The organism is Curtobacterium sp. DN_7.5 (assembly GCF_022655355.1).
GTDB classification, from domain to species: domain Bacteria; phylum Actinomycetota; class Actinomycetes; order Actinomycetales; family Microbacteriaceae; genus Curtobacterium; species Curtobacterium luteum.
Genome location: NZ_CP093378.1, coordinates 1977934 through 1999365, shown reverse-complemented (window position 1 = coordinate 1999365; position 21432 = coordinate 1977934). Strand labels below are relative to the sequence as shown.

Genomic DNA, 21432 nt, shown 5'->3' with positions numbered 1-21432 from the left:
ACGCACCGCGTAGAGTGGCGAGCGTGCCAGCAGTGAACCTCGGTCTGCCGAAAGTCCCGGAAACGCTCTCCCCGCGTCGCAAGTCGCGGCAGATCCGGGTCGGCAAGGTCCTCGTGGGCGGTGACGCGCCGGTCTCCGTGCAGTCGATGACCACGACACCCACCACGAACATCAACGCGACCCTGCAGCAGATCGCCGAGCTCACCGCCTCCGGCTGCGACATCGTCCGCGTCGCCGTTCCCAGCCAGGACGACGCCGACGCCCTGCCGATCATCGCGAAGAAGTCGCAGATCCCGGTCATCGCCGACATCCACTTCCAGCCGAAGTACGTCTTCCAGGCCATCGACGCCGGTTGTGCGGCCGTCCGCGTCAACCCGGGGAACATCCGCAAGTTCGACGACCAGGTCGGTGCGATCGCCAAGGCCGCGAAGGACGCCGGGGTCTCGCTCCGCATCGGTGTCAACGCCGGGTCGCTCGAGCCGAGCCTGCTGCAGAAGTACGGCAAGGCCACGCCCGAGGCCCTCGTCGAGTCGGCCGTCTGGGAAGCCAGCCTGTTCGAGGAGCACGACTTCCACGACTTCAAGATCTCGGTCAAGCACAACGACCCGATCGTCATGGTGAAGGCGTACCGGCAGCTCGCAGCGGCGGGCGACTGGCCGCTGCACCTCGGCGTGACCGAGGCCGGTCCGGAGTTCCAGGGGACGATCAAGAGCGCGACCGCGTTCGGCATCCTGCTCGCGGAGGGCATCGGCGACACGATCCGCGTCTCGCTCTCGGCGCCGCCCGTGCAGGAGGTGAAGGTCGGCCTGCAGATCCTGCAGTCGCTCAACCTCCGGGAGCGCAAGCTCGAGATCGTCTCGTGCCCGAGCTGCGGTCGCGCCCAGGTCGACGTCTACCAGCTCGCGAACGACGTCACGAAGGGGCTCGAGGGCATGACCGTGCCCCTGCGCGTCGCCGTGATGGGCTGCGTCGTGAACGGTCCGGGCGAGGCCCGTGAAGCCGACCTCGGCGTCGCCTCCGGCAACGGCAAGGGCCAGATCTTCGTGAAGGGCGAGGTCATCAAGACCGTCCCGGAACGCGAGATCGTGCAGACCCTCATCGAGGAGGCAAACCGCATCGCGGACGAGATGGGTCCGGCCGCCGCCACCGGCTCCGTGCAGGTCATCACCGCCCCGTAGCGCGCGTCGCGCGGGCGTACCGGACGGGAGGCGCGGTGCCAGCTGGCGCCGCGCCTCCCGTCCGTCGCGTGGTGCGCGCCCCTGTGCGCCCCTGCGCACGGCGCGAGTGCTGCGTGCCCCCTCGCACGGTGCGAGGCGCACGCACGGTGCGAGGTTCCACACACGGTGGGACCCGTTTCGCCTCGCACGGTGCGGGGAACCTCGCACCCTGCCGCGGGGCGCGTCGCGCCCTCGCACGGTGCGGCCCCGCCCCGGCCCCGCCCACGACCCCGGCCCCGCCCTCGCACGGTGCGAGGCGCACGCACGGTGCGAGGTTCCACACACGGTGGGACGCGGGGAGCCTCGCACGGTGCGGGGAACCTCGCACCGTGCCACGGGGCGCGTCGCGCCCTCGCACGGTGCGACCCCGCCCACGACCCCGCCCACGACCCCGCCCGCGCCCCGCCTCGCACGGCGCGAGCACGCCGCTAGGCTTGCCCCGTGGTCACACGGCTCTCCCATCTCTTCCTCCGCACGCTCCGCGACGACCCCTCCGACGCCGAGGTGACGAGCGCGAAGCTGCTCGTCCGCGCCGGGTACATCCGTCGCCAGGCCCCGGGCATCTTCGCCTGGCTGCCGCTCGGCCTCCGGGTCCGTGCCCGCATCGAGGGCATCATCCGCGACGAGATGGTCGCCGCCGGCGCGCAGGAGGTCCTCCTCCCCGCACTCGCCCCGCGCGAGCCGTACGAGGCGACGAACCGCTGGACCGAGTACGGCGACGGCATCTTCCGCCTGAAGGACCGCAAGGACGCCGACTACCTGCTCGCGCCGACGCACGAGGAGCTCTTCGCCCTGCTCGTGAAGGACCTGTACTCGTCGTACAAGGACCTCCCCGTCACGCTCTTCCAGATCCAGGACAAGTACCGCGACGAGGCCCGCCCCCGCGCCGGACTCCTGCGCGGCCGTGAGTTCACGATGAAGGACGCGTACTCGTTCGACATCGACGACGCCGGCCTCGACCGCAGCTACCAGACGATGCGCGACGCGTACGAGCGGATCTTCGCCCGGCTCGGCCTCGAGTACGCGATCGTGAAGGCCGACGCCGGCGCGATGGGCGGCTCGAAGTCCGAGGAGTTCCTGCACCCGATCGCCGTCGGCGAGGACACCTTCGTCCGCAGCGCGGGCGGCTACGCGGCCAACGTCGAGGCCTACGTCACCCCGGTGCCGGACGCGCTGCCGATCGAGGGGCAGCCGGAGCCCGTGCTGCTCCCCGCGGCCGACACCCCGACCATCGACACGCTCGTGGCGCACGCGAACGCTGTCGCCCCGCGCGACGGTGCACCGTGGACCGCGGCGGACACGCTGAAGAACGTCGTCCTCGCGCTCACGCACCTCGACGGAACCCGCGAGGTCGTCGTCGTCGGCCTGCCCGGCGACCGCGAGGTCGACCTGAAGCGCGCCGAGGTGGCGTTCGCGCCCGCCGAGGTCGAGCCGGCCGGGGACGACGACTTCAAGCGGCACCCCGGCGTCTTCGTGAAGGGCTACATCGGCCCGCAGGTCCTCGGCGCCGAGAGCCCGTCGGGCATCCGCTACGTCGTCGACCCCCGTGTCGTCGACGGCACCGCGTGGATCACGGGTGCGAACGAGCGCGGCGTGCACGTCTCCGGTCTCGTCATGGGCCGCGACTTCACCGCCGACGGCGTCGCCGAGGTCTCCGACGTCCGTGCCGGCGACCCCGCACCCGACGGCTCCGGCCCGCTCGAGACCGCTCGAGGCATGGAGATCGGCCACGTGTTCCAGCTCGGCCGGAAGTACGCCGAGGCGCTCGGGCTCAAGGTGCAGGACGAGAACGGCAAGCTCGCGACGGTCACGATGGGCTCGTACGGCATCGGCGTGACGCGCATCCTCGCCATCCTCGCCGAGGCGCACAACGACGATAAGGGCCTCGTCTGGCCGAAGAACGTCGCCCCGTTCGACGTGCACGTCGTCGCGACCGGCAAGGACTCGGTGGCCTACGACCTCGCGACGGACATCGTGGCGCAACTCGAGGGCGAGCGGTTCGAGGTCGTCTACGACGACCGTCCCAAGGTGTCGCCCGGCGTGAAGCTCCGCGACGCGGAACTGCTCGGGATGCCGATCGTCGTCGTCGCGGGGCGGAACGCCGCCGACGGCGTCGTCGAGCTGTGGGACCGCTCGTCGGGCAAGCGCAGCGACGTGCCGGTGGCCGAGCTGCTGGACGCGGTCCGCGCGATCTGACGGGTCACGTCCCCGACGCGGCCGATGATCGACGGGAGGCGCGGTGCCAGCGGGCACCGCGCCTCCCGTCCGTCGATCCACCCGTTGGTCTGTCGTCGTCAGCAGCGGTCCGCGGGAGTTGCCGTGTGGTCAGGACGCGCCGCATGCACGGCGCCGAGTGGTCATGATGGGTCGGTCTGGCGTCGTCTTTGTGACCGTTGTTGCCCGCTCGGCGGACGTGAGCGGGGTGTCGTGACCACTCGGACGACGCCCGCTGTCGGTCGACCCACCCGCCAGTCGGTCGTCGACGTCGTCGTCGTCGTCGGCGGTCTGCGGGAGTTGCCGTGTGGTCAGGACGCGCCGCATGCACGGCGCCAAGTGGTCATGATGGGTCGGTCTGGCGTCGCCGATGTGACCGTTGTTGACCGCCCCGCGGACGTGAGCGGGGAGTCGTGACCACCTGGACCACGCCTCCCGGCCGTCGATCCGACTGACGAACCATCGCACGGCCGGGCTCGCGAGCCGCAGTGGGGTACGCTGGTCGCCGACTTCCGCGACGTTCCACTGCGGAGGCGACTCAGCTGAATACGGAGGCACCTCGGTGAAGATCGATCTCGCAGTCCTGCGACTCATGGAGCGCGAGCGGGAGATCCCGTTCGAAGAACTCGTCCAGATCATCGAGCAGGCGATCCTGACGGCCTACCAGAAGCACCGCGCCGAGAACGACGAGCCCGTGGACGCCCAGGCGCGCGTGGAGCTCGACCGCAAGAGCGGTGAGGTCTCCGTCTACGTGCCCGAGCGCGACGAGGAGGGCACCGTCGTCGGCGAGTCGGTCGACCAGCCGAGCGACTTCGGCCGCATCGCGGCGTTCGCGGCGAAGCAGGTCATCAACCAGCGCCTCCGCGACATCGGTGACGACAAGATCCTCGGCCAGTTCCGCGGCAAGGAGGGCGATATCGTCGCCGGTGTCATCCAGCAGGGGCCGAACCCGCGCATGGTGCACGTCGACCTCGGCACCGTCGAGGCGATCCTGCCGCCGGAGGAGCAGGTCCCCGGCGAGGAGTACAAGCACGGCTCGCGCATCCGCGTGTACGTGACGAGCGTCGGTCGGGGTCCGAAGGGGCCGCAGATCACCGTGTCGCGCACGCACCCGGGTCTGGTGCGGAAGCTGTTCGCGCTCGAGGTCCCGGAGATCGCGTCCGGCGTCGTCGAGATCACGTCCCTCGCCCGCGAGGCCGGCCACCGCACGAAGCTCGCCGTCAAGGCGAACGAGTCCGGTGTCAACGCGAAGGGCGCCTGCATCGGCGAGCTCGGCGCGCGCGTGCGTGCCGTGACGACCGAGCTCGGTGCGGAGAAGATCGACATCGTCGACTGGTCCCCGGACCTCGCGACGTTCGTGGCCAGCGCGCTGTCGCCGGCGAAGGTGACGAGCGCGTTCGTGCTCGACGCCTCGACGAAGGCCGTGCGGGCGCTCGTGCCGGACTACCAGCTGTCGCTCGCGATCGGCAAGGAGGGGCAGAACGCCCGTCTCGCCGCGAAGCTCACGGGCGCGCGGATCGACATCCAGCCGGACTCGATCCTCGACGGGGACGAGTAAGCACGACCCGCGCAGCTGCGCCCCCGCGGCCCGCGTCGGCGGCGTTTCGCTGCCGGCGTGGCCGGACCGGGCGTGCCGGATCGCGTCCGTCCGAGGCAAGGAGTAAGGTGGAACCCGTCAGAACGTGCATCGGCAGTCGTCGTCGCGCGCCCCGATCCTCCCTCCTCCGTGTCGTCGCCCTGAGCGACGGGCGAGTCGTGGCGGATCCGAAGGCAGTCATGCCGGGCCGGGGAGCGTGGCTCACCCCGACCGTCGACGCCTACGAGCTGGCCGTCAAGCGACGGGCGTTCCGCCGGGCGCTTCGGCTGGATCGTGAACCCGACACGTCCTCGGTGCTCGAGTACCTGCAAGGCCGCACGGCCGAGCGGACATCCGAGCGCCCGGACACGACAGAACAGGCTGAACGGCTTATGGACAACTGATGAGCGGCTCGAAATGAGACCCGTCATCCAGTGAGTCCTGCCCCTTCACGGGGCAGGACCCGTGAAGGAGAACAGTGGCAAAACCACGCGTACACGAGATCGCATCCGAACTCGGTGTCGACAGCAAGACCGCAATGGAGAAGCTCAAGGAGCTCGGCGAGTTCGTCAAGGGCCCGAGCTCCAGTGTGGAACCCCCCGTCGCGCGCAAGCTCCGTGCTGCGCTGCAGGCGGCCGGCGCATCGTCGTCGGACAAGGCCGCCGGCGGCGCCGCTCCTGCGGCACGCGCCACGGCACCCAAGCCCGGTACCGCCGGCCCGAAGCCGGGCGGTGCCAAGCCGGGTCCGGCACGTCCCGCGGCGCCGATCCCCGCGCCCGAGCAGTCCGCTCCCGCCGCCCAGGCACCGTCCGACGTCCCGACGCCGGCCGCCCCGAAGTCGGTCGCGCAGCGGCAGGCCGAGGCCGAGGCCGCACGGAAGGCCGCCGCGGCCGAGAAGGCAGCGGCGGACGACACGTCGACCGACAAGGGCGGTGACGCCGTCAAGCCGGGGTCGCCGAAGCCCGCGGCCGCCGGTCCGAAGCCGGGTGGTCCGAAGCCGGGCGCCCGTCCGGGGAACAACCCCTACGCATCGAGCCAGGGCATGGGCTCCCGCCCGCCGCGCCCCGGCAACAACCCGTACTCCCAGAACCAGGGCATGGGGCAGCGCCCCGCGGCCGGTCAGGGTGGCGGCAACGGCATCCCGCGTCCGGCTCCGCCGCGTCCGGGTGTCCCTCGTCCCGGTGCGCCGCGTCCGGGTGGTCCCGGTCAGTCCGGTCGTCCCAACGGCTTCGGGCAGCGCCCGGGCCAGGGTGCCGGCGGTCGTGGCGGCCCCGGTGGTCGTCCGGGTGGTGCCGGTGGTGCCGGTGGCGGGTTCCCGCGCCCGGCGTTCAGCGGCCCGCGTCCCGCCGGTGGTGGCGGCCGTGGTCGTGGCCCCGGTGGTGGGACCGCCGGTGCGTTCGGTCGCGGTGGCGGCAAGAGCCGTGCCCGCAAGTCGAAGCGGACGAAGCGCGCCGAGTACGAGATGCGGCAGGCGCCGTCGCTCGGCGGCGTGCAGGTCCCGCGCGGCGACGGCAACACGGTCATCCGACTTCGCCGTGGTGCGAGCATCTCGGACTTCGCGGACAAGATCGACGCGAGCCCCGGCAACCTCGTGACGGTGCTGTTCCACCTCGGTGAGATGGCGACCGCCACGGAGTCCCTGGACGAGGCCACGTTCGAGGTCCTCGGCGAGGAGCTCGGCTACAAGATCCAGATCGTGTCGCCCGAGGACGAGGACAAGGAGCTCCTCGAGGGCTTCGACATCGACCTCGAAGGCGAACTCGAGGACGAGGACGACTCGGTGCTGCAGCAGCGGCCCCCGGTGGTCACCGTCATGGGTCACGTCGACCACGGCAAGACCCGCCTCCTCGACGCGATCCGCAACTCGAAGGTCGTCGAGGGCGAGGCCGGTGGCATCACCCAGCACATCGGTGCCTACCAGATCGTCACCGAGCACGAGGGCGTCGAGCGTCCGATCACGTTCATCGACACCCCGGGTCACGAGGCGTTCACCGCCATGCGTGCCCGTGGTGCGCAGGTGACGGACATCGCGATCCTGGTGGTCGCGGCGGACGACGGCATCATGCCCCAGACGATCGAGGCGCTGAACCACGCCCAGTCGGCCGGTGTGCCGATCGTGGTCGCGGTGAACAAGATCGACAAGGAAGGCGCGAACCCGGCCAAGGTCCGCCAGCAGCTCACCGAGTACAACCTGGTGGCCGAGGAGTACGGCGGCGACGTCATGTTCGTCGACGTGTCGGCCCGCCAGAACATCGGCATCCAGGACCTCCTGGACGCGGTGCTGCTCACGGCCGACGCCGGTCTCGACCTGCGTGCGAATCCCGACAAGGACGCCCGCGGTGTGGCGATCGAAGCCCGACTCGACAAGGGTCGTGGTTCGGTGGCGACCGTGCTCATCCAGTCCGGCACGCTGCACGTCGGGGATGCCATCGTCGCCGGCACGGCCTACGGCCGCGTCCGTGCGATGACGGACGAGAACGGTGTCGCCGTCCAGGCTGCGACCCCGTCGCGTCCGGTCCAGGTGCAGGGTCTGTCGTCGGTGCCGCGCGCCGGTGACACGTTCCTCGTCACCGAGGAGGACCGCACGGCCCGTCAGATCGCCGAGAAGCGTGAGGCCGCCGAGCGCAACGCCCAGCTGGCCAAGGCCCGCAAGCGCATCTCGCTCGAGGACTTCACCCGCGCACTCGAAGAGGGCAAGGTCGACTCGCTCAACCTCATCATCAAGGGTGACGTCTCCGGTGCCGTCGAGGCACTCGAGCAGTCGCTCCTCGACATCGAGGTGGACGACAGCGTCCAGCTGCGCATCCTGCACCGCGGTGTGGGTGCGATCACGGAGTCGGACATCGACCTCGCGACGATCGACAACGCGATCGTCGTCGGCTTCAACGTCCGCCCGGACGTCAAGGCACGCGAGCGTGCGGCGCGCGAAGGCATCGACGTGCGCTTCTACTCGGTCATCTACAACGCACTCGAGGACATCGAGCAGTCCCTCAAGGGCATGCTCAAGCCCGAGTACGAAGAGGTCCAGTCGGGCGTCGCGGAGATCCGCGAGGTGTTCCGTTCCTCCAAGTTCGGCAACATCGCCGGTGTCATCGTCCGCTCCGGCACGATCACCCGCAACGCCAAGGCGCGCGTCATCCGCGAGGGTGTCGTCATCGCCGACGGTCTGGCGATCGAGTCCCTGCGTCGCTTCAAGGACGACGTCACCGAGGTCCGCACGGACTTCGAGGCCGGTATCGGTCTGGGCAAGTACAACGACATCCAGATCGGTGACGAGATCGAGACGACCGAGCTCGTCGAGAAGCCGCGCGACTAGTCGCCTGGCTATTCTGGACCCCGCCGTTCCCCCAGGGGAGCGGCGGGGTCCACCCGTTCCACCAGAAGACACCTGCCCCAGGAGGCACTCATGGCTGACCCGCAGCGCGCCCGCAAGATGGCGGACCGCATCAAGGAGGTCGTCGCACGTCGGCTCGACAAGGGACTCCGCGATCCGCGCCTCGGCTTCGTGACGATCACCGACGTGCGCGTGACCGGGGACCTGCAGCACGCCTCGGTCTTCTACACCGTCTACGGGTCCGACGAGGAGCGCGCCGACTCGGCCGCCGCGCTCAAGGCCGCCACCGGGATGCTCCGGAGCGAGGTCGGCAAGAACATCACCGCACGGCTCACCCCGTCGCTCGAGTTCATCGCGGACGCGCTGCCGGAGACCTCGGCGCACATGGAGGACCTGCTCGCGCAGGCCCAGGTCCGCGACGCCCAGGTGCGTGCCGCCTCGGCGGGCGCGCAGTACGCCGGCGACGCCGACCCGTACAAGCACGACGACGACGAGGACGAGGAGGCGTAGTCCTCACCCGATCGGGAGCGTGTACCCACCCGCATCGTCGCCGACGGCCAGTCCGTCGCGGAGGAGCGAGGCGAGTGCACGCTCCCGTTGTGCGTCGTCCGGCCAGACGAGGTCGATCTCGGAGCGCGTGACGGGCACGTCGCTCGCGCGGAGTTCGGCCATGAGGAGCCCGCGCACCTGCCGGTCGCTCCCGGCGAACTTCGCCTGCTTCGGGGCCCGCGGCCCGTCGTGCTCCGGGTACCCGGCGGCGCGCCAGGCGCACCGGTCGGCGATCGGGCACGCGTCGCACGCGGGGGAGCGGGCGACGCACACGAGTGCCCCGAGCTCCATCACGGCGGCGTTCGTGGCCGCGGCGTCGTCGCGGTCCTCGGGCAGCACGGACTCCATCAGCGGCAGGTCTCGCTTCGCGTTCGCGGGGCCGGGCTCGCCCTGCCCGAGCAGGGCGCGAGCGAGGACGCGACGGACGTTGACGTCGACGACGGGGTGCCGGTCGCCGTAGGCGAACACGGCCACCGCCCGCGCGGTGTAGTCGCCGATCCCCGGTAACGCGAGCAGCGCGTCGACGTCGCGGGGCACGACGTTGTCGTGCTGCTCCGCGATCACGGTCGCCGCGGCGTGCAGCGCGAGCGCCCGTCTCGGGTAGCCGAGCCGGTCCCAGGCGCGGACCGCGTCGGACGGAGGCGACTGGGCGAGGTCGCGAGGGGTCGGCCACCGGGTGAGCCACGCCTCCAGGCGGGGGACCACGCGCGCGACCTGCGTCTGCTGCAGCATGATCTCGCTCACGAGCGTGCCCCACGCGGGGAAGCCGGGACGGCGCCACGGGAGGTCGCGCGCCTCCGCGCGGAACCACGCGACGAGCGGGGTGGCGATGTCGGGGGCGTCCGCCTCGGCGGTGCCGTCCACACGTGGCGCGTTCTCCACAGGCGGCCTGGAGGCTCGACGCGCGTTCACCAGGACAGCCTACGGTGGGGTGCATGACACGCTGGGCACCCGAAGAGACCGACACCATGGCCGCGATCGCGGCGGAGGCGATCGCGCAGGTCGGCACGAACCGGACCGTCATCGGCGTCGACGGACAGCCGGGCATCGACCTCGAGCGGGTCGCGGCCGCGCTCGTCGCCGGGTTCGAGCAGCACGGCGTGCAGGCGATGGCCGCCGCGGCGCCCTCGGCGTCGGCGGACGAGCTGCGGTCCGGGGTCGTCGCCCCGTTCCGTTCCACGGGTGAGGGACCGGGTGTGCTGGTCGTCCACGGACACGGGCTCCTCGACCAGGGCGTGCGTGGCCTGTGGCGCTGGTCGCTCTGGGTGGAGCGTGAGCAGGGCCGACTCGAGCGGCGCGCCGACGTGAAGATCGCCGCGTCGGCCGTGCTCGACGTCACCGACCCCGAGCACCCCCGTCGCGAGTGGAACGACGCCTGCTGAGCGCAGCCGGGGGATGAGGAGCGCTGGTAGCCTCTCCGGGTGCTCGAATCGCCGCCGGACGGGATCCTCCTCGTCGACAAGCCGCAGGGGATCTCCAGTCACCGGGTCGTGTCGATCGCACGCCGCCGGCTCGGGATGAAGAAGATCGGCCACGCGGGCACCCTCGACCCGATGGCGACCGGGCTGCTCTTGCTCGGCGCCGGACCGTCCACCCGGCTGCTGACCCACCTCGTCGGCCTCGGGAAGACCTACACCGCCACCGTCCGCCTCGGGGTGTCCACGGACTCGGACGACGCGGACGGCGATCCGGTCGCCGCACCCGGGGTCGCCGGCGCCGACGTGTCGGACGTGGCCGTCGAGGCTGCCGTGGCGGCGCAGCGCGGCACCATCGACCAGGTGCCCTCGACCGTGAGCGCCATCAAGGTCGACGGCCGGCGCGCCTACGACCTCGCGCGCAAGGGCGAGGAGGTCGTGCTGAAGTCCCGCACGGTCACCGTGTCGCGCTTCGACGTGACCGGTCGCCAGGAGCACACGGTCACCGTCGACGGCGTCGACGTGCCGGTCGTCGACCTCGACGTCGTCGTGGCGTGTTCCTCGGGCACGTACGTCCGGGCGCTGGCCCGTGACGTCGGCGCAGCCCTCGGCACCGGGGCGCACCTGACCGCCCTCCGGCGCATCGACGTCGGGCCCTTCCACGTGGACGACGCCGTCGACATCGAGGACGACTCGGTCGACGTGCGGGCGGCGCTGCTCCGTCCCGCGGACGTCGCGCGCACCCTGTTCCCGACCGTCGCCCTCGACCCGTTGTCCGCGAAGGACCTCGCCGACGGCAAGCGCGTGCGGGCGGAGCACCCGGACCACGACGGCCCTGTCGCGGCCATCGCCGCCGGATCGGACCGGCTCGTCGGTCTCGTCTCGGTCCGCCGCGGACAGCTCCGCGTCATCACCAACTTCCCCACGCCGACGGGAGCCTGAGCCGTGATCGAGTGGTTCATGTGGGTCCAGCTCGTGCTCGCCGTGGTCGCGGGGCTGTTCGCCGTGGTGGTCGGACTCATCGGGTGGAAGCCGAACGACTACACCGTCGGCTCCCTCGTGCTCGTCGAGCTGCTGCTCATCGCGCAGGGGGTCATCTCGCTCGTGCTGCCTGCAGTCGGCAGTCCGCCGAAGGGCAACGCGCTCGAGTTCGGCGTGTACGCGGTCTCCGTGCTGCTCGTGCCGCCGGCGGCCGTCGTCTGGGCGCTCATCGACCGGACGCGATGGAGCACCGTCGTGCTGGGCGCCGGCGCGTTCACCGTCGCCGTGATGGTCTACCGGATGTACCAGATCTGGTTCGCCCTGGTCTGATCCGGTGCGGCGCGACCGGCGGCGTCATCCGGGTCGGTGCTGGTCGGTAGAATCGGTGCAATGGCGACCAGATCCTCACTCGCGACCGGCGTCGGCCGAGTCCTCATCGCCGTCTACGGCATCCTCGCGCTTGCCGCGACGGGTCGAAGCGTCGTGCAGATCATCGAGAAGTTCTCCTTCGCGCCCTTCGCCTACACGCTCAGTGCCGTCGCCGCGGTCGTGTACATCGTCGCGATGATCGCGCTGATCGCTCCCGGCCGGGTCTGGTACCGCGTCGCCTGCGTCACCATCGGGTTCGAGATGGCCGGGGTGCTCGTCGTCGGGACGCTCTCGCTCCTCGACCACCAGCTGTTCCCCGACGACACCGTCTGGTCCTACTACGGGCTCGGCTACCTCTTCGCGCCGCTCGTCCTGCCGATCGCGGGCCTCTGGTGGCTCCGCAAGCACCACCGGACGGCCGCGCAGGCGACGACCTCGGCCGACCACCGTTCGGACGCGACACCGACCGCCCCCGTGGGCGAGTAGGGACGGCCGTGCAGTACTACGACGACCTCGCCGACGTGGCTCAGGGCTTCGGACCGAGCGCCGTGACCATCGGGAAGTTCGACGGCGTGCACGTCGGGCACCGCGCGGTGATCGCGCACCTCGAACAGTCGGCCCGGCAGCAGGGCCTCGTGTCGACCGTCGTCACGTTCGACCGGCATCCCCTGAGCGTCATCGACCCGGTGAAGACGCCCCCGGCGCTGACGAGCATCGCCCAGCGGCGCGAACTCCTCGAGGACGTCGGCGTCGACGCGACCGTGCTGCTCCGCTTCGACCACGACCTCCAGTCGAAGGAACCCGAGGACTTCGTCTCCGAGATCCTCGTCGACACGCTGCACGCGCGCTACGTCTTCGTCGGCAGCGACTTCCGGTTCGGGCACCGCGGCGCCGGGGACGTCACCCTGCTGCGCAGCCTGGGGGAGCGTCTCGGCTTCACCGTCGAGCTCATCGACGACGTCGACCTGGTGGACGACGTCCGCCCCGCCGGCGAGCGTCGGGTGTCCTCGACGTGGATCCGCGAGCTGCTCGGCGACGGCCGGGTCGCCGAGGCCGCCCGGCTGCTCGGACGTGAGCATGCCGTCCGGAGCGTCGTCGTGCACGGCAACCAGCGGGGACGCGCGATGGGCTACCCCACCGCCAACCTCGACCCGCACTGCGAGGGCTTCGTCCCGGCCGACGGCGTCTACGCGGCCCGGGTGCTGCACGACGGCACGCTGTACCCGGCCGCGGTGTCGGTGGGCAACAACCCGACGTTCGACGGCGTCCCGGAGAAGCAGATCGAGGCGCACCTGCTCGACGTCGACATCGACCTCTACGGCGAGACGATCGCGGTGCTGTTCGTCTCGTACGTCCGCGGCATGGTGAAGTTCTCGTCGATGGACGAGCTCGCCGCGCAGATGCAGCAGGACGACCTCGACATCCGACTCCTGCTCGGGCTGCCCGCGCCGGTCTGACGTCGGCAGATGCCGTCTCCCGCGGGCGCGAGACTCGGCCGTGCGGGCGCGAGTCTCGGCCGGGCGCCCGCGAGACTCGGCCGTGGCGACACGTCTCGCGGCTCCGAACGCGAGAACTGTCGCGCAGCCCGAGTCTCGCCGCCGCGTACGCCGCGCGCCCCGCGCCCGGCGCAGAACGCAGGACGCCCCGCGACCGACGTCGGTCGCGGGGCGTCCTGCGGTGCCAGGACTCAGCCGCCGAGCGCGTCGAGCCAGATCTTGCGGGCGTCGAGGGCCTCTTGCGCGTCCTTGATCTTCCGGGCGTCGCCCGACTCCTTGGCCGCGGCGAGCTCCGCCTCGAGCTTGCCGATCGCGTCCTCGAGCTGGCTCGCGAGACCGGTCTGACGGGCCTTGCGCTCCGGGTCGGACGCCTTCCAGTGCTGGTCCTCGAGGCTCCGGACGTGGTCCTCGATCTGACGCAGACGGTCCTCGATGCGCCGGACGTCGCCGCGGGGCACCTTGCCGATCTCGTCCCACCGACGCTGGATGCCCGTGAGGGTCCGGCGAGCGGCGACCCGGTCGGTCTCCTGCAGGAGCGGCTCGGCCTCGGTCAGGAGCGCCTGCTTCGCGTCGAGGTTGGCAGCGAATTCCTCGTTCTCGACGGCCGCCTCGGCGTGGCGCTGCTCGAACAGGACGTCTCCGGCCGCCTTGAACCGTGCCCACAGGGCGTCGTCATGGCGCTTGCCCGCGCGACCGGCGCGCTTCCAGTCGTCGAGCAGCTGCCGGTAGGTCGGGATCGCGTCGGAGCCGCGCGGTGCGAGCGCCTCGGCCTGGGCGACGAGGTCCTGCTTCCGGCTGCGGGCGTCACGGTGCTGCGCGTCGAGCTCGGAGTAGAAGGCACGGCGGTGCTGGTCGACCGTCGAACGAGCGGCACGGAAGCGCTTCCACAGCTCGTTGGCCTCGTTCTTCGGGATCCGCGGACCGTCGTGCTGGTGCTGCTGCCAGCGGGCGAAGACGTCGTCGAGCTGTGCGGTGATCTGCTTCCACTGCGCACGCGCCGGGTCCACCGCGGCGAGTGCCTCGGCCTCCTCCACCAGTGCCGTCCGGTGCGCGAGGGCGTCCGTCAGCGCCTGCTGGGCCTGCTCGGCCTGCTCCTTGGTGAGCGAGCCGACCTGGTCGGAGAGCGCGGCGACGCGGTCCTCGAGCGACTTGATGTCACCCACGACCCGGGCGTCCGCCAGCTGCTCGCGGAGGTGCGCGACGGTCCGGGAGACGTCGTTCGCCGAGGCGCCGCGCTGCACGCGCTGCTCGGCGATCTTCACCTGGCCCTCGAGGTCGGCGTACTTCCGTGCGAAGTAGGCGAGGGCCTCGTCCGCCGTGGCGTCCGGGTACTCGCCGACGGCTCGCTCGCCGTCCTCGTACCGGACGTACACCGTCCCGTTCTCGTCGACCCGCCCCCAGGTCGTTGCTTCGTCAGATCCCACAGGTCTCGCCTCGATCGTGGTCGTGCATCGCCGACGTCCCCGTCGGCACGGTCAGGTCGTCAGCCTATTGCACGAAGACGCTGCCGGGACGGCCGGGGTCGACGGGTTGTGGACTACTGCTCCCGCTCGATGGTCGCGCCGGTGATCTTCGTCGCGACCTTCGGCTCGCCGGTGCCGTCGCTGCCGGCCTTCGCGATGCCCTTCGAGGTGATCTTCGACACGAGGTCGGACAGGCCGCTCGTGACCTTCCCGACGACCGTGTACCCGCCCGTCGAGGAGTCGAGTGTCGTGTCGCCGGTGACGATGAAGAACTGGGTCGACTGCGAGTACGGCGAGGAACTGCGGGCGATCGCGATCGTGCCCTTCGCGTACTCACCGTCGCTCGGCACGTTCTCGAGCGGGCCGTACTCGAACCCGGCGTCCCCGGTGCCGTCCCCGTTCGCCGAACCGCACTGGAGGAACTGCAGGCCCGTGCTGTCGGCGAGGCGGTGGCAGGTCGTGCCGTTGTAGAACTGCTCCTCGATGAGCTTGATCTCGACGCTGGTGGCCTGCGGGGCCTTCTGCCCGTCGAGCTCGATGCCGAGCCGGACGTCCTTGTTCAGCGTGAGCGTGCCCGTCCACGTCGAGTCCTTCGCGATGGACTTGCTCGGCACGTCCCCGGTGTTCCCGGCGGTCGCGCTCGGCGTCGGGGTCGACGTCGCGGTGGCCGTTGCGCTCGCGTCCGCCGTCCCCGAGCCCTGCGAGCCGGCGAAGGCGAGCTGCGAACCGGTGGCCAGCGCGGCGACCGCGACGAGGACGACCGTGCCGACGACGTTGTCCCGCACCCGGCGACGACGTTGCCGTTCGTGCAGTCCCTGGCGGGCCTGGTAGAGACGGAGGCGCTCGCGCGCCTCGCGGTTGTCACGCGCCTGGTTCTTCGGTGCCACGGTGCTGGTCGGACCTCTCGTCTCGAGTGTGCGACGAGCGTAGCGGACGGGCCCATGCACCGGCCTGGAGGCGCGGGGCGGGCCCGCACCGCGCCTCCCGTCCGGCGGTGGGTGCTGTCGGTGGTGACGCCTAGGCTGGGGGCATGGCGACGGACCGTTCGGGCATCAACGCGCCCACCACGGGTGGGCGCGCAGGGCTCGCCCAGGGGTCCGTGCCGCTCGCGGTGCGGATGCGTCCGACCTCGCTGGAGGAGGTCGCCGGTCAGCAGCACCTCCTCGGTCGCGGGTCGCCGCTCGTGCAGCTCGCGACGGGCACGCGCGAGAACCCGGGCGGCGTCTCGGTGATCCTCTGGGGACCGCCCGGGACGGGCAAGACCACCCTCGCGCAGGCGATCGCGCGGCAGTCGGGGCGCGAGTTCGTGGAGCTCTCGGCGGTCACCGCCGGCGTCAAGGACGTGCGCGAGGTGATGGAGAAGGCGCTCGCGCACCGCGACCTGTACGGGTCGACCACCGTGCTCTTCCTCGACGAGATCCACCGGTTCAGCAAGGCCCAGCAGGACGCCCTCCTCCCGGGCGTCGAGAACGGGTGGGTGATCCTCATCGCGGCGACGACCGAGAACCCGTCGTTCTCCGTCATCGCGCCGCTGCTGTCCCGCTCCCTGCTCCTGACGCTCAAGCCCCTGACCGACGCCGACCTGGGCATGCTCGTCGACCGTGCGGTGGAGGACCCGCGCGGGCTCGGTGGCGCCGTGGTCCTCGGTGACGAAGCCCGGGCCGCGATCGTGCGCCTCGCGTCCGGTGACGCCCGTCGCGCGCTCACCGCGCTCGAGGCCGCGGCCGCGTCGGCCGCCGCCGCCCAGGACGACGACGACGACACGGTGCCCGTCGTCGACGCCGACACCGTCGCGGCCGCGGTGGACCGCGCACTGCTCCGCTACGACCGGCAGGGCGACGAGCACTACGACGTCATCAGTGCGTTCATCAAGTCGGTGCGGGGGAGCGATGTCGACGCTGCGCTGCACTACTTGGCTCGCATGATCGAGGCGGGCGAGGACCCGCGCTTCATCGCCCGTCGGATCATCATCTCCGCGTCCGAGGACATCGGCATGGCCGACCCGCAGGCGCTGCCGATCGCCGTGGCTGCTGCGCAGGCGGTGCAGTTGATCGGCATGCCCGAAGGGCGCATCCCGTTGGCCGAGGCGGTGGTGTACCTCGCGACCGCGCCGAAGTCGAACGCCGCCTACAACGGGGTGAACCAGGCGATGGCGGACGTCAAGGCGGGGCGGATGGGCGTGGTGCCGACCCACCTCCGTGACGCGCACTACCCGGGGGCGAAGCGCCTCGGGCACGGCAAGGGGTACGTCTACTCGCACGACGCCGAGCACGGGGTGGCGAAGCAGCAGTACCTCCCGGACGCGCTCGAGGGCACCGAGTACTACACCCCGACCACGAACGGCTTCGAGCGCGAGGTCGGTCCCCGGCTCGAACGTCTCCGGAAGATCACCCGCGGCGAGTAGGCGCGGCGGTGGTCCGGCGCCCGACTTGCTGCTATCGTTGATCTGCCTACGTCCTGGTCCTCGAGCACGGCTGCGTCGAGGACAGAGTGCCACTCCGGTGGCACGGGGGCAGAGGTTCGGACTGTAGCCGTCCGATCCCACAGGCTCATCCCTCTGGATCCCGTCGTCGGGACCGGTCCTTCCCGTGTGTCTCGTGCGCACGGAGGGCGGTGCCCCTCGAGTATTCAGTTCAGACAGAGAAAAGGACCCTGTGTCTACCAAGTCACGCACCCGTAGCAAGACCCGCCTCTCGCGCGCGCTCGGCATCCCGCTGACGCCGAAGGCGGCCCGGTACCTCGAGAAGCGCCCCTACGGCCCCGGTGAGCACGGCCGCACCCGCCGTCGTGCGGACAGCGACTACGCCGTCCGTCTCCGTGAGAAGCAGCGTCTGCGCGCCCAGTACGGCATCCGCGAGAAGCAGCTCCGCATCGTCTTCGAAGAGGCCCGCAAGACGAAGGGCCTGACCGGTGAGAACCTGGTCGAGCTCCTCGAGCAGCGCCTCGACGCCCTTGTGCTCCGTGCCGGCTTCGCCCGCACCACCGCGCAGGCCCGTCAGCTGATCGTGCACCGCCACATCCTCGTCGACGGCAAGCTCGTCGACCGTCCGTCCTTCCGCGTGAAGGAGGGACAGCTCATCCACGTGAAGCAGCGCTCCGAGTCCCTCGAGCCGTTCCAGGTCGCCGCCGCCGGTGGGCACCAGGAAGTCCTGCCGAAGGTCCCGGGCTACCTCGAGGTCGAGATCGACAAGCTCCAGGCCCGCCTCGTGCGTCGCCCGAAGCGTGCCGAGGTCCCCGTGACCTGTGAAGTCCAGCTCGTCGTCGAGTACTACGCAGCGCGCTGATCTCCTGATCGCTCACGAACGGCGGGTCGTCCTCTTGCGAGGGCGGCCCGCCGTTCCGTGTTCCCGCTCAGCACCGCCACTAAGCTTGTCGGGCGTGCACACCACGCACGCGAGAGGGAGAGGCACCGTGAAGCAGCTGTTCTTCGTCGCCGTCGGCATCGTCATCGGGTTCGCCGTGGCGCACCAGGTCGCGAACACCCGCGGCGGTGCGCGCTTCTTCGCGGACGTGAACGCACGGACGAAGGCCTTCGCGGACGCCGTGGCCGACGGGTACAAGTCCCGCGACGCCGAACTCCGCACCGACGCCTGACGCCCGGCGCCTGGCGCCCGTCGCCCGGCACCAGCGGCGCCCGAGCACCGCGCACGCCCTCCCACGCACTCGACCTGAAACCAGGAAGCACCATGCAGACCGCAGAGATCCGCCGCCGTTGGCTCCAGTTCTTCGGCGACCGCGGGCACACCGTCGTCCCCTCCGCGTCGCTCGTCTCGGACGACCCGTCGCTCCTGTTCACGGTGGCCGGCATGGTGCCGTTCATCCCGTACCTCACCGGGCTCGTCCCGTCGCCGTACCCGCGGGCCACGAGCGTGCAGAAGTGCATCCGAACGAACGACATCGAAGAGGTCGGCAAGACCCCGCGCCACGGCACGTTCTTCCAGATGAACGGGAACTTCTCGTTCGGCGACTACTTCAAGGAGCAGGCGATCCAGTACGCCTGGGAACTCCTGACGACGCCGGAGTCGGACGGTGGCCTCGGATTCTCGCCCGATGACCTGTGGGTCACCGTCTACGAGGACGACGACGAGGCGATCGCGTTCTGGAAGCAGCACTCCTCGCTGCCGGACGACCGGATCCAGCGACTCGGCAAGGACACCAACTACTGGTCGACGGGGCAGCCCGGCCCGGCGGGCCCGTGCTCGGAGATCTTCTTCGACCGTGGTCCGGCGTACGGCATCGACGGCGGCCCGGCCACCGACGACGACCGCTACGTCGAGATCTGGAACCTCGTCTTCATGCAGTACCAGATCGCCGACGTGCGGTCGAAGTACGACTTCGAGATCACCGGCGAGCTGCCGAACAAGAACATCGACACCGGCATGGGGCTCGAGCGCGTCGCGTTCATCAAGCAGGGCGTCGACAACATGTACGAGATCGACCAGGTGCGACCGGTCCTCGACAAGGCGGCGGAGGTCTCCGGTCGCCGCTACGGTGCCGTCCACGAGGACGACGTCCGGATGCGCGTCATCGCGGACCACGTCCGGTCGGCGCTCATGCTCATCGCCGACGGGGTCAGCCCGTCGAACGAGGGCCGCGGCTACATCCTCCGTCGGCTGCTGCGCCGCACGGTGCGTGCGATGCGGCTCCTCGGCGTCGAGGGTGCGACGTTCCCCGAACTCTTCCCGGCGTCCCGCGACGCCATGAAGGACGCCTACCCCGAGGTCGCCGAGGGCTACGACCGCATCGCGCGCATCGCCTACGCGGAGGAGGAGACCTTCCTCCGGACCCTCGCGCAGGGCACGACGATCCTCGACGTCGCGGTCGAGCGCGCCAAGGCGGACGGCAAGCCCGCGATCGGCGGCGACACCGCGTTCCTGCTGCACGACACCTTCGGGTTCCCGATCGACCTCACGCTCGAGATGGCCGAGGAGGCCGGCGTCCAGGTCGACCGCGGCGCGTTCGACACCCTGATGTCGGAGCAGCGTGCCCGCGCGAAGGCGGACGCGAAGAGCAAGAAGACCGCGCTCGCGGACCTCAGCGTCTACAGCGCGTTCCGGGCCAAGGGCGAGACGACGTTCCTCGGGTACGACGCGCTCGAGGCGGAGACGAGCGTCCTCGGCATCATCGTCGACGGCATCAGCGTGGACCGGGCGGTCGCGGGCGACATCGCGGAGGTCATCCTCGGCGAGACTTCGCTCTACGCGGAGTCCGGCGGTCAGGACGCCGACCAGGGTTCGATCATCGGGAACGGCTTCGATCTGGAGGTCCTCGACGTCCAGCGTCCGGTCGCCGGCCTGTGGAGCCACACGGTGCAGGTCCGCTCGGGCGAGGTCGGGGTCGGCGACGCCGCCACGACCGTGGTCGACGCCGAGTACCGCCGGGGCGCGACGCAGGCCCACTCGGCCACCCACCTGGTCAACGCCGCGCTGCGGGACATCCTCGGTCCGGAGGCGCTGCAGGCCGGTTCGTACAACAAGTCCGGGTACATGCGCCTCGACTTCTCCTGGTCGCAGCCGGTGTCGCTCGACACCCGCTCCGAGATCGAGGAGGTCGTGAACAACGCCATCCGCTCGGACCTCGAGGTCTCCACCCGCGTGCTCCCGCTCGCCGAGGCCAAGGAGCTCGGGGCGCAGGCGCTGTTCGGCGAGAAGTACGGCGCCGAGGTCCGCATGGTCGACATCGGCGGGCCGTGGTCGCGCGAGCTGTGCGGTGGCACGCACGTCGCGTCGAGCGCACAGGTCGGCCTGGTGAACCTGGTGGGGGAGTCGAGCGTCGGTTCGACGAACCGTCGTGTCGAGGCACTCGTCGGCCTCGAGGGGTTCCGCGACCTCGCGGTCGAGCGCACCATCGTGTCGCAGCTGTCGAGCGCGCTCAAGGCCCCGCGCGAGGACCTGCCGACCCGGATCCAGTCGCTCATGGACGACCTGAGGACCGCGCAGAAGCGGATCGCGGAGTTCGAGTCCGCGAACCTGCAGCAGCGCGTCCCGGCGATCGCACGGCAGGCGTCCACCGTCGGCGCGACCACCGTCGTCGCCGAGACGGTCGAGAACGTGCAGTCCGGCGACGACCTCCGTTCGTTGGCCACGGGCGTCCGTGCCCAGCTCGGTGACGGTGCCGCGGTCGTCGTGCTCGGCGCGGTCGTGAACGAGAAGCCGGTGGTGATCGTCGCGACGAACGACGCAGCGCGTGCCGCCGGCGTGCAGGCCGGACCGCTCGCCAAGGAGGCCGCCGGCGTCCTCGGCGGCGGTGGCGGTGGCAAGCCGGACCTCGCGCAGGGTGGTGGTACGGACGCAGCGGCGCTGCCCGCGGCACTCCGGGCCGTGACCGCCCGCCTGGCGGCTTGAGCGTGGCGATCCGCTCCGGGCGTCGGCTCGGCATCGACGTCGGCCGCGCCCGGATCGGCGTCGCGGTGTGCGACCGGGACGGTCTGCTCGCGACGCCGGTCGAGACGGTCCGCCGCGACGACGACGCCGACCTCGGGCGGATCCTCGCCATCGCGGACGAGTACGACGTGCTCGAGGTCGTCGTCGGGCTGCCGCTGTCGATGTCGGGGGGCGACACCCCCTCGACCGAGGACGCCCGCGCGTTCGCCGCCCGGATCGCCGGACACCGGCCGGTGCGGCTCGTCGACGAGCGGCTGTCGACGGTGACGGCGCAGCGCGGCCTGCACCAGGCCGGGCGGAACACGAAGAAGTCCCGCGCCGTGATCGATCAAGCGGCCGCTGTTATCATTCTGCAACACGCGCTCGACCACGAGCGTGCGTCCGGAGCCCCACCAGGGGCCGAGCTCCCCTGACGGACGAGCCCAGCGAACTGCG

General features: G+C 71.1%; 19 protein-coding genes. 16 read left to right on the top strand and 3 right to left on the bottom strand.

Annotated elements, in window-relative coordinates:
• Positions 1 to 44: 44 nt before the first annotated feature.
• The 6 genes from ispG (at position 45) to rbfA (ending at position 8851) form a co-directional block, all read left to right on the top strand.
• Positions 45 to 1178: a flavodoxin-dependent (E)-4-hydroxy-3-methylbut-2-enyl-diphosphate synthase gene (gene ispG, locus MON03_RS09280; protein ID WP_031272324.1), complete on the top strand. Its 1134-nt coding sequence runs from the start codon at positions 45 to 47 to the stop codon at positions 1176 to 1178.
• A gap of 480 nt (positions 1179 to 1658) precedes the next feature.
• Positions 1659 to 3413, top strand: coding sequence for a proline--tRNA ligase (locus MON03_RS09275; protein WP_242088149.1), 1755 nt, complete (start codon positions 1659 to 1661; stop codon positions 3411 to 3413).
• A gap of 580 nt (positions 3414 to 3993) precedes the next feature.
• Positions 3994 to 4989 (top strand): transcription termination factor NusA, encoded by a 996-nt coding sequence (gene nusA / locus MON03_RS09270; protein WP_022902274.1) that lies wholly within the window; start codon positions 3994 to 3996, stop codon positions 4987 to 4989.
• A 107-nt stretch (positions 4990 to 5096) separates the two neighbouring features.
• A complete protein-coding gene (locus tag MON03_RS09265; RefSeq protein WP_175329130.1) occupies positions 5097 to 5411 on the top strand; it encodes a YlxR family protein in 315 nt (104 codons plus the stop codon).
• Between the two features lie 74 nt (positions 5412 to 5485).
• Positions 5486 to 8323 (top strand): translation initiation factor IF-2, encoded by a 2838-nt coding sequence (gene infB, locus MON03_RS09260; RefSeq protein ID WP_242088148.1) that lies wholly within the window; start codon positions 5486 to 5488, stop codon positions 8321 to 8323.
• Positions 8324 to 8413: 90 nt separating this feature from the next.
• Positions 8414 to 8851, top strand: a complete 438-nt coding sequence (rbfA, locus tag MON03_RS09255) for a 30S ribosome-binding factor RbfA (RefSeq protein ID WP_242088147.1) — start codon at positions 8414 to 8416, stop codon at positions 8849 to 8851.
• 3 nt (positions 8852 to 8854) lie between these two features.
• Here the strand turns inward: rbfA and MON03_RS09250 are convergent, their stop codons facing one another.
• Positions 8855 to 9754, bottom strand: a complete 900-nt coding sequence (locus MON03_RS09250; protein WP_242088146.1) for an iron-sulfur binding domain-containing protein — start codon at positions 9752 to 9754, stop codon at positions 8855 to 8857.
• Positions 9755 to 9825: 71 nt separating this feature from the next.
• On the opposite strand from MON03_RS09250, the gene MON03_RS09245 reads away from it, so the two are divergent.
• The 5 genes from MON03_RS09245 to MON03_RS09225 are packed head-to-tail and all read left to right on the top strand — an operon-like array spanning position 9826 to position 13112.
• On the top strand, positions 9826 to 10272 hold the full coding sequence (locus MON03_RS09245; RefSeq protein ID WP_242088145.1) for a hypothetical protein: 447 nt from the start codon (positions 9826 to 9828) through the stop codon (positions 10270 to 10272).
• 39 nt (positions 10273 to 10311) lie between these two features.
• Positions 10312 to 11247 (top strand): tRNA pseudouridine(55) synthase TruB, encoded by a 936-nt coding sequence (truB, locus tag MON03_RS09240; protein ID WP_242088144.1) that lies wholly within the window; start codon positions 10312 to 10314, stop codon positions 11245 to 11247.
• Between the two features lie 3 nt (positions 11248 to 11250).
• Complete coding sequence (locus MON03_RS09235; protein WP_022902281.1) at positions 11251 to 11616, top strand: hypothetical protein; 366 nt, start codon at positions 11251 to 11253, stop codon at positions 11614 to 11616.
• Positions 11617 to 11676: 60 nt separating this feature from the next.
• Positions 11677 to 12141, top strand: coding sequence for a hypothetical protein (locus MON03_RS09230; RefSeq protein ID WP_242088143.1), 465 nt, complete (start codon positions 11677 to 11679; stop codon positions 12139 to 12141).
• Between the two features lie 8 nt (positions 12142 to 12149).
• Positions 12150 to 13112, top strand: coding sequence for a bifunctional riboflavin kinase/FAD synthetase (locus tag MON03_RS09225; RefSeq protein ID WP_242088142.1), 963 nt, complete (start codon positions 12150 to 12152; stop codon positions 13110 to 13112).
• Positions 13113 to 13342: 230 nt separating this feature from the next.
• Here the strand turns inward: MON03_RS09225 and MON03_RS09220 are convergent, their stop codons facing one another.
• The gene (locus MON03_RS09220) at positions 13343 to 14575 is read right to left on the bottom strand and encodes a DUF349 domain-containing protein (RefSeq protein WP_022902284.1); all 1233 of its coding nucleotides are present in this window, start codon (positions 14573 to 14575) and stop codon (positions 13343 to 13345) included.
• Positions 14576 to 14688: 113 nt separating this feature from the next.
• The gene (locus MON03_RS09215) at positions 14689 to 15501 is read right to left on the bottom strand and encodes a peptidylprolyl isomerase (RefSeq protein WP_242088141.1); all 813 of its coding nucleotides are present in this window, start codon (positions 15499 to 15501) and stop codon (positions 14689 to 14691) included.
• A 143-nt stretch (positions 15502 to 15644) separates the two neighbouring features.
• On the opposite strand from MON03_RS09215, the gene MON03_RS09210 reads away from it, so the two are divergent.
• The 5 genes from MON03_RS09210 to ruvX all read left to right on the top strand — a co-directional run bounded on the left by MON03_RS09210 (position 15645) and on the right by ruvX (position 21410).
• Positions 15645 to 17018 carry a replication-associated recombination protein A gene (locus tag MON03_RS09210; RefSeq protein WP_242088140.1) on the top strand — a complete coding sequence of 458 codons (1374 nt, stop codon included), beginning with the start codon at positions 15645 to 15647 and terminating at the stop codon, positions 17016 to 17018.
• A gap of 250 nt (positions 17019 to 17268) precedes the next feature.
• On the top strand, positions 17269 to 17898 hold the full coding sequence (gene rpsD / locus MON03_RS09205) for a 30S ribosomal protein S4 (protein ID WP_058726527.1): 630 nt from the start codon (positions 17269 to 17271) through the stop codon (positions 17896 to 17898).
• A 127-nt stretch (positions 17899 to 18025) separates the two neighbouring features.
• Positions 18026 to 18208, top strand: coding sequence for a hypothetical protein (locus MON03_RS09200; protein ID WP_175329137.1), 183 nt, complete (start codon positions 18026 to 18028; stop codon positions 18206 to 18208).
• Positions 18209 to 18300: 92 nt separating this feature from the next.
• Positions 18301 to 20958, top strand: a complete 2658-nt coding sequence (gene alaS / locus MON03_RS09195; RefSeq protein WP_242088139.1) for an alanine--tRNA ligase — start codon at positions 18301 to 18303, stop codon at positions 20956 to 20958.
• A 2-nt stretch (positions 20959 to 20960) separates the two neighbouring features.
• Positions 20961 to 21410, top strand: a complete 450-nt coding sequence (gene ruvX, locus MON03_RS09190) for a Holliday junction resolvase RuvX (RefSeq protein ID WP_022904368.1) — start codon at positions 20961 to 20963, stop codon at positions 21408 to 21410.
• Positions 21411 to 21432: the final 22 nt, after the last annotated feature.

What these genes read in the sequence shown, in the direction of transcription:
- rbfA (WP_242088147.1), top strand. Translation starts at nt 8,414, where the DNA reads ATGGCTGACCCGCAGCGCGCCCGCAAGATGGCGGACCGCATCAAGGAG.
- MON03_RS09245 (WP_242088145.1), top strand. Translation starts at nt 9,826, where the DNA reads ATGACACGCTGGGCACCCGAAGAGACCGACACCATGGCCGCGATCGCG.
- MON03_RS09230 (WP_242088143.1), top strand. Translation starts at nt 11,677, where the DNA reads ATGGCGACCAGATCCTCACTCGCGACCGGCGTCGGCCGAGTCCTCATC.
- MON03_RS09210 (WP_242088140.1), top strand. Translation starts at nt 15,645, where the DNA reads ATGGCGACGGACCGTTCGGGCATCAACGCGCCCACCACGGGTGGGCGC.
- alaS (WP_242088139.1), top strand. Translation starts at nt 18,301, where the DNA reads ATGCAGACCGCAGAGATCCGCCGCCGTTGGCTCCAGTTCTTCGGCGAC.